Source organism: Vibrio sp. V10_P2A27P122 (genome assembly GCF_963874335.1).
Classification (GTDB): domain Bacteria; phylum Pseudomonadota; class Gammaproteobacteria; order Enterobacterales; family Vibrionaceae; genus Vibrio; species Vibrio anguillarum.
The window spans coordinates 22,587-34,943 of the sequence record NZ_CAWNHY010000099.1 but is presented as its reverse complement, the minus strand read 5'-3'; the positions used below and the strand labels follow the sequence as shown (position 1 = coordinate 34,943).

Here is a 12,357-nt window from a genome sequence, read left to right as displayed (position 1 = left end):
CATATAAGTTATTTATAAACCTTTAGGCACTTATTTTTTAAAGTTTTAACTGATGTCACACCAGCTCATTGCTTGGTTGCCTTATTTTTTTTATTCCATAGAATAGAAGCCATTACTAGCCTAATGGCTTTTTTTGTTGCTGAATTCCACAAATTGTCTATCGTTTAATCAAGTGATTATAGAAAAACAAAACTGAATAACGATTTTCAGAAGTGCGGCCACAATTTCTCTGATTTAAGGCAAATATTCTCACCTATGCAAGGTTTAGCAAAACTGCTTGTGATAGAAGACGATCCGCAGATCCGTCTCAATCTAAGTAACATTTTAGAATTTGTTGGAGAGCACTGCGAGGCGATCGAGTCATCCCAAATCAAGGATATTGATTGTTCAAGATTGTGGGGGGGCTGCATTATTGGATCGCTAAAAAGTGAGCAGTTAACTGATGAGATAGCTCAGTGGTTGACTAAGGCCAATTATATTCCACTTCTAATGGCAAACAAGCAGCCATATTCATTGGAAGAATTTACTCAATACGTCGGTGAACTTGAGTCACCTCTTAATTACCCTCAACTGAGTGACGCATTACGACATTGCAAAGAATTTTTAGGACGCAAAGGCGTGCAAGTTCCCTCTACATCGCGTAAGAATACCTTATTTCGTAGCCTTGTAGGCCAAAGTCATGGTATCCAAGAAGTTCGCCATTTGATTGAGCAAGTCTCAGGCACAGAAGCCAATGTGTTGATCTTAGGTGAATCTGGAACGGGCAAAGAAGTGGTTGCGCGTAACATCCATTATCATTCTGCACGCCGCAACGGTCCGTTTGTGCCGATTAACTGTGGTGCGATTCCGGCTGATTTACTTGAAAGTGAATTATTTGGTCATGAAAAAGGGGCGTTTACCGGAGCGATAACCGCGCGTAAAGGTCGTTTTGAGCTTGCCGAAGGCGGTACTTTATTTCTCGATGAGATCGGTGATATGCCGATGTCGATGCAGGTAAAGTTGTTGCGTGTGTTACAAGAGCGCTGCTTTGAACGTGTGGGCGGTAACACCACCATTAAAGTGAATGTGCGTGTGGTGTCAGCGACTCACCGCAATTTAGAAAACATGATTGATGATGAATCATTTCGTGAAGATCTTTACTATCGACTCAATGTTTTCCCAATTGAAATGCCAGCGCTAAAAGATCGCAAAGACGACATCCCATTGCTGTTACAAGAACTCATGACACGTATGGAAGCGGAAGGTGGACAGCCATTTTGTTTTACCCCGCGAGCTGTCAATTCGTTAATGGAACACAATTGGCCGGGCAATGTTCGTGAACTAGCGAATTTAGTTGAGCGGATGATCATTCTCTATCCAAATAGTCTCGTCGACGTCAATCATTTACCAACTAAATACCGCTATAGTGATATTCCAGAATTCCAACCAGAGCACAGCTCTTATGGTTCTGTTGAAGACCAAGAACGTGATGTGCTGGCGGGTATTTTCTCTGAAAACTTCAGTTTTGAAGACGTCGAAGAGATGCACGAAAATCTCAACGCACCGCAGTCATTGCCTCCTGAAGGCGTGAATTTGAAAGAGCTATTGGCGGACTTGGAAGTCAATATGATCAACCAAGCCCTTGAAGCTCAAGGCGGAGTGGTAGCGCGTGCCGCTGATATGCTGGGTATGCGCCGTACGACCTTGGTTGAAAAAATGCGTAAATACAATATGCAACGGTGATTAAAAAACAGCATGGGTAAAGTTTAGTCAATATATTGGCAATGGATTAATTCTTTGATTTTAAAGAAAAATAGCCTGGCATGTATTTTGCGTGTTAGGCTATTGTTGTTTTATAGGTAGAATTTCGACATGCAGTCTCCTGACACACCCATTAATCAATCTCACTTAGATTCTGTAGAGGATCAAGTTGAGCGCTATAAACAGGTTCTTGATGTGATGCCTGCTGGCGTCATTTTGCTCGATACTCAAGGCGTAGTCAGAGAGGCTAACCCTGAAGCTCAGCGGTTATTGCAAGTCCCATTGGCGGGTGAAAAATGGTATTCCGTCATTCAAAGTGCTTTTGCGCCGAGAGAAGATGATGGGCATGAAATCTCGCTGCGCAATGGTCGTAAAGTTAGATTAGCCATTTCAGCATCAGCAACAGGCCAATTGATATTAATCACCGATTTAACCGAAACTCGGTTACTTCAATCACGCATCAGTGATTTACAGCGCTTATCCTCACTCGGTCGAATGGTGGCGTCTTTGGCACACCAAGTTCGCACACCGTTATCCAGTGCCATGCTCTATGCCTCAAATTTAGGTGCGCCTAACTTGCCAAACGCTACAAGAGAGCGTTTTCAGTCTAAGCTGATGGATAGGCTTCATGATCTTGAAAAACAAGTCAATGATATGTTGTTGTTTGCCAAAGGTGGTGACAATAAAGTCATTCAGCCGTTTACAGTGACAGACTTGGTCAGCGAATTTGTTCCCATGGTGGAAACGGCATTAAAAAATAGCGCAATTGATTATCATCAGGAAGTGGAACAAGAAGGGACAGTGGTGTTAGGCAATGCAAATGCCATTGCCTCTGCACTGAGTAACTTAGTGATGAACGCAATACAAATTGCGGGTAAGGCGTCGCAAATTGATGTCTTTTTTCGCCCGGTAAATGGTGAGCTGAAAATCTCGGTACAAGACAGTGGCCCGGGAGTCCCTGCTGCGCTGCAAAGTAAAATTATGGAACCGTTTTTTACCACTCGCTCACAAGGAACGGGGTTAGGGTTAGCGGTGGTACAAATGGTCTGCCGCGCCCATGATGGGCGATTGGAATTAATTTCAGAAGAAGGGGAGGGTGCTTGCTTTACTATGTGCATTCCACTCGAGCGTCATGCCCCTTCTTCACCAACAGAGACTGGAGAAGGATGATGGCTCAAAGCAAAGTCTTAATCGTTGAAGATGATGAAGGTCTACGCGAAGCGTTAGTCGATACTTTGGCGCTGGCCGGTTATGAATGGCTGGAAGCTGATTGCGCCGAAGATGCACTGATTAAACTCAAAGCACATCCTGTTGATATTGTTGTCTCTGACGTTCAAATGGCTGGCATGGGTGGCCTTGCACTGCTGCGCAACATCAAACAGCATTGGCCCAATTTACCCGTGTTGCTGATGACGGCGTACGCCAATATTGAAGATGCTGTCTCGGCGATGAAAGAGGGCGCCATTGATTACATGGCAAAACCCTTTGCCCCCGAAGTGCTGCTCAACATGGTTAGCCGTTACGCGCCAGTGAAATCGGATGATAACGGTGATGCGGTTGTTGCCGATGAGAAAAGCCTGCGCTTATTGTCACTTGCCGACAAAGTGGCAAAAACCGATGCTAACGTCATGATTTTGGGCCCAAGTGGCTCAGGAAAAGAGGTCATGTCTCGCTACATTCATAACTCATCTCCGCGTAAAGATGGGCCATTTGTGGCGATCAACTGCGCCGCCATTCCAGACAACATGCTCGAAGCCACCTTATTTGGTTATGAAAAAGGGGCATTTACAGGAGCGGTACAAGCTTGTCCGGGCAAATTTGAACAAGCACAAGGTGGGACCATTTTACTCGATGAGATCAGCGAGATGGATCTGAACCTACAAGCAAAACTGCTGCGTGTACTCCAAGAGCGTGAAGTGGAACGCTTGGGGGGGCGTAAAAGCATTAAGCTTGATGTCCGCGTATTGGCGACCAGCAACCGCGACCTAAAGCAGTATGTGCAGGAAGGCAATTTCCGTGATGATTTATATTATCGTCTCAACGTCTTCCCAATCTCATGGCCAGCGCTACGTGACCGAAAAGGGGATATTGAACCGCTGGCTCACCACCTTGTAGAGCGTCACTGCACTAAACTTGGTTTACCTGTGCCTCGTATCGCGCCGCAAGCCATTAACAAGCTGCTTAGTTACGCTTGGCCGGGCAACGTCCGTGAACTTGATAACGTCGTGCAACGCGCGCTGATCTTGAGTGAGCAAGGAGACATTGCAAGTGAACATATCTTGTTGGAAGGGGTTGATTGGCAAGATGCTAGCAGCTTGCAACAAGTCGTAGAGCGCAGCGATATTGCCACACCAGAGATTAAGCCTGTAGCACAAGCCGAAGTGAACAAGCTGTTTAATAACAATGGCGCTGCATTGGGTGATGAGCTGAGAGATCAAGAGTACACCATTATTATGGATACTTTAGTCGAGTGCCAAGGCCGCCGTAAAGAGATGGCAGATAAGCTCGGAATTAGCCCTAGGACACTGCGTTACAAATTAGCAAAAATGCGTGATGCAGGAATTGATATCCCGAATTAACCCTAAAGTGGGTGATGGCATATAAATTGCTGCATCACAGAAAGAAGCAGCACAGCAGTCAAAGATTTGGCGTTAGAGGTAGCAATGAGACTTGATGGTTTAAACAGCGAAATGCAAACAATGATGTTGGAAGCAACCAATGCTCGTCCTACGGCAACTGGACAAAGTGTGAGTGCTGATTTTGGCGACATGCTTTCCAAAGCCATTAATAACGTGAACAGTTTGCAAAAGACCTCAGGTAATTTACAAACCCGCTTTGATCGGGGAGATGAAAATGTCTCACTATCGGATGTGATGATTGCTCGTAACAAGTCGAGTGTAGCCTTTGAAGCGACGATTCAAGTTCGAAATAAACTTGTCGACGCCTACAAAGAACTCATGAATATGCCCGTATAAATTAGGTAGCCGCCGTGGCAGAAGATAAGCAAACAACCGATCTTACCGTGACCAGTGGTTCTGACCACGCTTTAATGGCGAGCTCAGATCTAGACATGGACACGCAAAACCCAGATCTTGAAGAGAAGAGTTCATCCAAAAGTGATTTTGCGATGGGCGACTTGGACTTGTTGCGCCAGGTGGTGTTAGTCCTCTCTATTTCCATCTGTGTGGCACTGATTGTCATGTTGTTCTTTTGGGTTCGAGAACCTGAAATGCGCCCGCTTGGCGCTTATGAAACCGAAGAACTTATTCCTGTCCTCGATTATCTTGATCAGCAGAAACTGACCTACAAATTAGATGGTAATACTATCTTAGTGCCATCCAGTGAATACAACAGCTTAAAACTCAACCTCGTCCGTGCAGGGTTAAATCAAAACAAGCAAGCGGGCGATGAAATCTTGATGCAAGACATGGGCTTTGGTGTTTCTCAGCGCCTTGAGCAAGAGCGCCTTAAACTTAGTCGTGAACGTCAGCTTGCCAAAGCGATTGAAGAGATGAAGCTCGTCAACAAAGCTCGTGTGTTATTGGCACTGCCTAAGCAAAGCGTATTTGTTCGTCATAACCAAGATGCTTCTGCCTCCGTATTTCTTACCTTGCGAACTGGCGCTAACCTCAAACAAGAAGAGGTCGACTCTATTGTCGATATGGTCGCCAGTGCCGTGCCAGGGATGAAACCCAATCGAATTACCGTGACTGATCAACATGGTCGGTTGCTCAGCTCAGGCTCTCAAGATCCTGTGTCGTCAGCCCGCCGTAAAGAACAAGAACTTGAACGCAAGCAAGAAGAGGCGCTGCGTGACAAAATTGATTCGGTATTAATCCCTATTCTAGGTTTTGGTAATTACACCGCCCAAGTGGATATCCAACTGGATTTCAGTGCCATTGAACAAACGCGTAAACGCTTTGACCCGAATACGCCAGCGACACGCAGCGAATATACGCTTGAAGACTATAACAACGGCAATGTGGTGGCTGGCGTTCCAGGTGCATTAAGTAATCAGCCACCTGCGGATGCTTCGATCCCACAAGACGTCGCGCAGATGAAAGATGGCTCGGTTCTTGGGCAAGGTTCTGTGCACAAAGAAGCCACGCGCAATTTTGAACTCGATACCACCATCAGTCATGAACGTAAACAATCGGGTGTGGTGAATCGTCAGACCGTTGCGGTGGCGATTAAAAACCGACCATCGGTTAACCCAGAGACTGGCGAAGTCACCTATACTCCCTTGAGCGAAAGTGAAATTAGCGCCGTGCGACAAGTATTGATTGGGACGGTTGGCTTTGATGAAAACCGTGGCGATTTGTTGAATGTCTTGAGCATGCAATTTGCCGTGCCTGAAGTTGAGTCAATGGTTGATGTCCCTATTTGGGAGCATCCAAACTTCAACGATTGGGTACGCTGGTTTGCTAGTGCCTTGGTTATTGTGGTTGTGGTGCTGGTGCTGGTTCGCCCTGCGCTGAAAAAACTGCTCAACCCTGCTGCGGATGATGATGACCCAATGTACGGACCTGATGGTTTACCGATTGGTGCTGATGGTGAAACCAGTTTAATTGGCAGTGGTATTGATGGCGGTGATCTCTTTGAGTTTGGTTCCGGTATTGATTTGCCAAACTTACACAAGGATGAGGATGTACTGAAAGCGGTGCGTGCTCTAGTGGCCAATGAGCCTGAACTAGCGGCTCAAGTAGTGAAGAATTGGATGCAAAATGCCTGATAATAAAAATAAGAGTGGAACAGAAGTGACAGAATCATCGGTTGATATTTCAACAATTTCTGGTGATGAAAAAGCGGCTATTTTGTTGTTGAGCTTAAACGAAGAGGACGCTGCTGGCATCATCCGCCATCTTGAACCTAAGCAGGTACAACGAGTCGGTAGCGCGATGGCGAAGGCGAAAGAGCTTAGCCAAGAGAAAGTGGGCGCGGTGCATCGTGCTTTCCTCGAAGATATTCAGAAATACACCAATATCGGTATGGGCAGCGAAGACTTTATGCGTAACGCGCTTATCGCTGCATTAGGTGCCGATAAAGCCAATAACTTGGTCGATCAAATTTTGCTTGGCACGGGTTCAAAAGGGTTGGATTCATTGAAATGGATGGACCCACGACAAGTGGCGAGCATCATTGTTAATGAACACCCACAAATCCAAACCATTGTTTTATCGTATTTAGAACCGGATCAATCGGCTGAAATTTTGGCGCAGTTTGCTGAACGTGACCGTTTAGACTTATTGATGCGCATTGCCAACCTTGAAGAAGTACAACCTTCGGCATTGGCTGAGTTGAATGAAATCATGGAGAAACAATTTGCCGGTCAAGCGGGCGCGCAAGCGGCGAAAATTGGTGGCTTGAAAGCCGCGGCTGATATCATGAACTACCTCGATAACAATATCGAAGGCATCCTCATGGATCAGATGCGTGAGCAAGATGAAGACATGGCAACGCAGATCCAAGATCTGATGTTCGTGTTCGAAAACTTAGTCGAAGTGGACGACCAAGGCATTCAAAAATTGCTGCGTGATGTACCGCAAGATGTACTGCAAAAAGCACTTAAAGGTGCTGATGACGCATTGCGTGAGAAGATCTTCAAAAACATGTCAAAACGTGCAGCTGAGATGATGAAAGATGATCTGGAAGCCATGCCTCCGATTAAAGTATCAGATGTCGAAGCGGCGCAAAAAGAGATTCTGGCGATTGCACGTCGTATGGCCGACAGTGGCGAAATTATGCTGTCTGGCGGCGCAGACGAATTCTTATAATCTAACCCTGACTCAACAATAGGTAGCATTATGTCTGGAGAAAGAAAACGCGGCTTTTTACGTTTAGATGCAGACGCTAATATTGAACAAGCCAAAAAGTGGGGGTTGCCGGACTACGGCGCAGAGATCAATAAAAAAGCCAAAGAAACGGCAATGAACTACGACCCCGGTTGGATGCCAAGTTTTGATGAGCCTTTGGTTGAAGAGCCTCTGCAACTCAGCGAAGAAGAGATTGGCCAGATCAAACAAGGGGCTTATCAAGAAGGTTTGCACCAAGGCCAAGAAGCCGGATTCAAACAAGGTTATGAAAAAGGCAAAGAAGAAGGGCTGATTGCAGGACACCAAGAAGGTGTTGAGCAAGGCAAAACCGAGGGTGTTGCTGAAGGGCAAACCCTCATCCAGCAGCAGGTTGATATTTTCGTTGGTCTTGCCAATCAATTTGCTCAACCGCTAGAGTTGATGAATGCCCAAGTCGAAAAACAGCTGGTCGATATGGTTTTAACCTTGGTCAAAGAAGTCGTTCACGTTGAAGTACAAACCAATCCGCAAGTGATCTTAGATACCGTCAAATCGTCGGTTGAGTCCCTGCCTGTATCCGGGCATGCCATCACATTAAAACTCCATCCAGAAGATGTTGAAGTGATTCATTCTGCTTATGGCGAAAAAGAGCTGGATTTCCGAAACTGGACATTGGTCAAAGAGCCGGCATTAAATCGCGGTGACGTCCAGATTGAAGCAGGTGAATCGAGTGTGAATTATCGAATGGAAGATCGCATTCGTAGCGTGTTGAAAAGTTTTTGTGGCACCAATCGTCACCAACAAGGTGATCAATAGTGTTGTCTCTTGCCGATCGCCTTAGTCAATACAAAACCGAAGGGTTAACCTGCCGCCCAATGGCATCGGGCAAATTGGTCCGTGTGGTTGGTTTAACCCTTGAGGCTACCGGTTGTAAAGCCCCTATTGGTAGCTTATGTAAAGTAGAAACCATGTCCGGAGAAATGGAAGCGGAAGTGGTTGGCTTTTCTGGCGATAACCTCTATCTGATGCCCAGCGAACAGATAACAGGCGTACTGCCCGGAGCTAAAGTTACCCCAATGACAGGGGATGCTGGCCTACCAGTCGGGATGGAGCTGCTTGGACGGGTGATTGATGGTGTCGGTAATCCACTCGATGGGCTGGGGCCTATTTATACCGAAAAGCGCGCATCGTTTAATGCTGACCCCATCAATCCATTAGCTCGCAAACCCATAACAGAACCTCTGGACGTTGGCCTAAAAGCGATCAACGGTTTACTGACGGTGGGTAAAGGGCAGCGGATTGGTTTATTTGCCGGTTCTGGTGTCGGTAAGTCGGTAACGCTTGGCATGATGACTCGTGGCACAACCGCTCAAGTGGTGGTGGTGGGGCTGATTGGTGAACGTGGCCGCGAAGTAAAAGAGTTTATAGAAGAGATTTTAGGCGTTGATGGACGTCAACGTTCAGTTGTAGTAGCCGCGCCTGCGGACTCCTCACCGCTGATGCGTTTAAAAGGCTGTCAAACCGCGTTAGCGATTGCGGAATACTTTCGTGATCAAGGGTTAGATGTATTGCTACTCATGGACTCGTTGACTCGTTTTGCCCAAGCGCAACGTGAAATTGCGTTATCTGTGGGTGAGCCGCCAGCCACAAAAGGTTATCCGCCGTCGGTGTTTGCTAAACTGCCCGCCTTGGTTGAACGAGCGGGAAATGGCGGCCCTCACCAAGGATCGATTACCGCTTTCTTTACCGTGCTCACCGAAGGGGATGATCTACAAGACCCGATCGCTGATGCATCGCGAGCCATTCTTGATGGTCACATTGTTTTATCACGTGAAATGGCTGATGCCGGACATTACCCAGCGATTGATGTAGAGAAATCGGTCAGCCGTGTTATGCCACAAATCACCACCGATGAACATCTGTTGATGTCGAAAGCGGTGCGTCAAATACTCTCCATCTGCCGGAAAAATCAAGATCTCGTCTCTATCGGTGCTTACAAGCCGGGGACGGACCCTGCGATTGACAGTGCATTTACGCTAAAACCTAGGCTGGATGAATATTTGCAGCAAGGGATGAAGGATTCGGTTCCTTACGACATGTGCGTCAATATGCTTAAGCACGTTTTGCAAGTGGGGTAATCGATGGATAACGCACTCGAGTTTTTGCTTGACCAAGCCAAAGACAAAGAAGAAAAAGCCGTGATGGCGTTATCTAAATCGCGTGATGAGCTAGAGAGTTATTACAAGCAGTTAGCGCAGATTGAACAATACCGACTGGATTATTGTCAGCAGCTTATGGAGCGCGGCATGTCAGGTTTGACGGCGAGCCAATATGGACACTTAAACCGATTTCTTACCCAGTTAGATGAAACCCTTGTCAAACAAAGAGATGCAGAACAACACTTCAAAAATCAGGTAGAGAACTGCCAAGAGCATTGGATGGAAGTGAGAAAACAGCGACGCTCTTACGAATGGCTCATTGAAAAAAAACAGATAGAAGCGCAACGTCTGCAAGATAAACGAGAGCAGAAGCAGATGGATGAGTTTTCTACACTGCTCTTTAGTCGGCAACGTTCTAATCAACACAAGTTTTAAGCAACATAAGTTTTAATCAAAATAAGTTTTAAGTCACTGACGCCTCAAGTCGTCAACGTGTCCAATAAGATGGGTGTCATACTTTTTTATCGATATTGAAGGCTTGGCTCATTTCTTGCTTCTGACTAATCACGGAGTTCATTAGGTTAATCCACTGCGCCATCGTCAAAAAATGATGAAACATGGCTTACTGGCCAATAATGAATCCGCGTCATCCTCTGTTTTTAGTGCGAGCATCATGGATATGAATGTAAATATTACAACACCATCCGACACCTCTAAAATGGCCAGCGTGAGTAAAGCAGGCTCTGATGCGGTGAGTGAAGGTTCTGAATCTCAAGGTTTTTTTGAAAAACTGACCGCCCTCATTATGGGTCGTAGCACTGAATCTTCGGCAGAAACTGACTTTAAGGCGTTGGATGAGGGAGCGGTGCTCACCGATGACGTGGCAGCCCAAAGTAGCGATGCCTTGTTAGATAAAGAACTTGGTGAGGCATTGAGTGAAGAGGCCGATGTTGATACCGCGCAAACAAAATCACCCCCTTCAGCAGAGGTTGATGACCCCGCTCTTCAGCTGAAAACAGCACAGGTTATGAGCGATGGCGATGAAATCCTTGGCCGTTTAAATAGCGCCAATCAAGCACTTGCTGACCAAAACGGCAAAACCTTGCCACAAAACACTCATCCGGTAGACGTGCAAATCGACGACAACGCAGGTGACTCCTCGGATCAAGTGGAGCAAAAAGCGCCAGCGGCTGCGCAAATATCAGCACAGGATGTATTCGCTAAACCCACTACTGAATCAGTAGCACTGGCGTCAGTGAATGAGCAAGCTCCATTATCTGATCAGCACATCACGGAACAAGATGCAGAGCGTGTGCTGCCTATTCAGCAGGGCAAAGAGCGTTTGATTGCTGCGGAAGGGTCACCTACGGCATCAACCTTAAGCGCAGAGACTGAAGAGAATGGTGAACTCATCCTGCCGGAATCAGTCCGAAAATTCATTCAGCCGCCTCAAGATACAAAGTCAGTACAAGCAAGCGCTTTGTCGCAAGCGATAGAAGATGAGGCCACTTTACTTGCCACAACTGAAGTTGGCGATGCAGCAGTTAACGCGGTGGAAAAAAGTGACAACGCCATGCTCATAGAGCCATCATCTTTGGTTGAAGCGCAAGCACTTGATTCACAATTGACGACAAATTTAGCAGAGGGCAAGCTACCACTTTCCCCATCCCCATCGGCGAATACACCTCAAACCGATTCGGAAAATGATCTGCAAGGACTGCCCACAGAGGCGTTATTGACTGCCGCTGCCATTCCTTGGGCGAACACAGTTGTTGCCGAAGGGCAAGCATTACCTCTAGATGTGGCACAAAGTGAAACGGTCCTCAAGGGTAAAAATACGCCGGTTTCATTAGCCCATTCTGTTCAGCAAGCCTTAGCTCAGCAACAATCTCAAACCATGCAGGCTGCCGCGGCGGCAGATAAAGCCGCACTAGCATCGTCACCTCTTGTGACAGCAAGCAATGAGTTATCCAATGTACAAATACAACAGTTAGCGAATGCGGCCGCGATACCAGCTGCAACCCATGCACAATTGCCACTCAACCCCGCGCTATTCAAAGCCGGATTAGGCGCGAAAGCGTTATCGGGTGTGAATGATGCAGGGTCGGCTCAAGAGCAAAAAGAGGGCACATTAGCGCAGCAGCTTTCGAGTGCTTTGGGGCAACATGGTTTGAACGCGACGCAGAGCCGTGCTGACAACTTGCAAGCCGCGCAACAGCCTCCTTTGTTGCTTAACCGAGAAATGGCCAGTGAGCAAATGGCGGAACGGCTGCAAATGATGATGTCGAAAAACCTTAAACATGTCGATATTCGCTTAGATCCACCGGAATTGGGGCGTTTACAAATTCGTATGAATATGAATGGTGATCATACGACGGTTCATTTTACGGTCGCTAACCATCAAGCACGTGATGTGATTGAACAATCTATGCCAAGGCTACGAGAAATGTTGGCACAACAAGGTGTGCAGTTGGGTGAGACCTCTGTCCAACAACAGAGCGCTGGTCAGCAACAAGCGCGCTACACTGCCGACGGGGATGCTCAATCTGGTCAATTGGCGCGCAACGGAAGCTATTTAGACGAAGAAAACCTTGATACAGACGTCAAACTTGATTTGAATGTCGCATCAAAGCGTGATGGAATCAGTTATTACGCTTAAACTAATA

10 protein-coding genes are annotated in these 12,357 nt (G+C 46.7%); all 10 read left to right on the top strand.

From position 1 onward, the window contains the following. The first annotated feature begins 255 nt into the window (after nt 1-255). A complete protein-coding gene (locus AACQ17_RS05350) occupies nt 256-1,722 on the top strand; it encodes a sigma-54 dependent transcriptional regulator (protein WP_017045739.1) in 1,467 nt (488 codons plus the stop codon). A gap of 129 nt (nt 1,723-1,851) precedes the next feature. Next, a complete protein-coding gene (locus tag AACQ17_RS05345) occupies nt 1,852-2,910 on the top strand; it encodes a sensor histidine kinase (protein WP_013856306.1) in 1,059 nt (352 codons plus the stop codon). Beyond that, the gene (locus tag AACQ17_RS05340; protein ID WP_026028065.1) at nt 2,910-4,319 is read left to right on the top strand and encodes a sigma-54-dependent transcriptional regulator; all 1,410 of its coding nucleotides are present in this window, start codon (nt 2,910-2,912) and stop codon (nt 4,317-4,319) included. The genes AACQ17_RS05345 and AACQ17_RS05340 overlap by 1 nt, the downstream gene beginning before the upstream one ends. A gap of 84 nt (nt 4,320-4,403) precedes the next feature. Further along, on the top strand, nt 4,404-4,715 hold the full coding sequence (gene fliE, locus AACQ17_RS05335) for a flagellar hook-basal body complex protein FliE (RefSeq protein ID WP_026028064.1): 312 nt from the start codon (nt 4,404-4,406) through the stop codon (nt 4,713-4,715). Nucleotides 4,716-4,729: 14 nt separating this feature from the next. Further along, nucleotides 4,730-6,472, top strand: a complete 1,743-nt coding sequence (gene fliF, locus AACQ17_RS05330; protein WP_013856309.1) for a flagellar basal-body MS-ring/collar protein FliF — start codon at nt 4,730-4,732, stop codon at nt 6,470-6,472. Then, the gene (gene fliG, locus AACQ17_RS05325) at nt 6,465-7,514 is read left to right on the top strand and encodes a flagellar motor switch protein FliG (protein WP_013856310.1); all 1,050 of its coding nucleotides are present in this window, start codon (nt 6,465-6,467) and stop codon (nt 7,512-7,514) included. The genes fliF and fliG overlap by 8 nt, the downstream gene beginning before the upstream one ends. A 30-nt stretch (nt 7,515-7,544) precedes the next feature. Further along, entirely contained in the window at nt 7,545-8,348 is an 804-nt protein-coding gene (gene fliH, locus AACQ17_RS05320; protein WP_094147894.1) for a flagellar assembly protein FliH, read from the top strand. Then, nucleotides 8,348-9,670: a flagellar protein export ATPase FliI gene (gene fliI, locus AACQ17_RS05315; protein WP_013856312.1), complete on the top strand. Its 1,323-nt coding sequence runs from the start codon at nt 8,348-8,350 to the stop codon at nt 9,668-9,670. Before fliH ends, fliI begins: the two co-directional genes overlap by 1 nt. 3 nt (nt 9,671-9,673) lie before the next feature. Next, entirely contained in the window at nt 9,674-10,126 is a 453-nt protein-coding gene (fliJ, locus tag AACQ17_RS05310) for a flagellar export protein FliJ (protein WP_010318709.1), read from the top strand. Nucleotides 10,127-10,298: 172 nt separating this feature from the next. Beyond that, the gene (locus AACQ17_RS05305) at nt 10,299-12,350 is read left to right on the top strand and encodes a flagellar hook-length control protein FliK (RefSeq protein ID WP_094146859.1); all 2,052 of its coding nucleotides are present in this window, start codon (nt 10,299-10,301) and stop codon (nt 12,348-12,350) included. Nucleotides 12,351-12,357 lie beyond the last annotated feature (7 nt).

What these genes read in the sequence shown, in the direction of transcription:
- fliH (WP_094147894.1), top strand. Translation starts at nt 7,545, where the DNA reads ATGTCTGGAGAAAGAAAACGCGGCTTTTTACGTTTAGATGCAGACGCT.
- fliJ (WP_010318709.1), top strand. Translation starts at nt 9,674, where the DNA reads ATGGATAACGCACTCGAGTTTTTGCTTGACCAAGCCAAAGACAAAGAA.
- AACQ17_RS05305 (WP_094146859.1), top strand. Translation starts at nt 10,299, where the DNA reads ATGATGAAACATGGCTTACTGGCCAATAATGAATCCGCGTCATCCTCT.
- AACQ17_RS05340 (WP_026028065.1), top strand. Translation starts at nt 2,910, where the DNA reads ATGGCTCAAAGCAAAGTCTTAATCGTTGAAGATGATGAAGGTCTACGC.
- fliG (WP_013856310.1), top strand. Translation starts at nt 6,465, where the DNA reads ATGCCTGATAATAAAAATAAGAGTGGAACAGAAGTGACAGAATCATCG.
- fliE (WP_026028064.1), top strand. Translation starts at nt 4,404, where the DNA reads ATGAGACTTGATGGTTTAAACAGCGAAATGCAAACAATGATGTTGGAA.
- AACQ17_RS05345 (WP_013856306.1), top strand. Translation starts at nt 1,852, where the DNA reads ATGCAGTCTCCTGACACACCCATTAATCAATCTCACTTAGATTCTGTA.
- AACQ17_RS05350 (WP_017045739.1), top strand. Translation starts at nt 256, where the DNA reads ATGCAAGGTTTAGCAAAACTGCTTGTGATAGAAGACGATCCGCAGATC.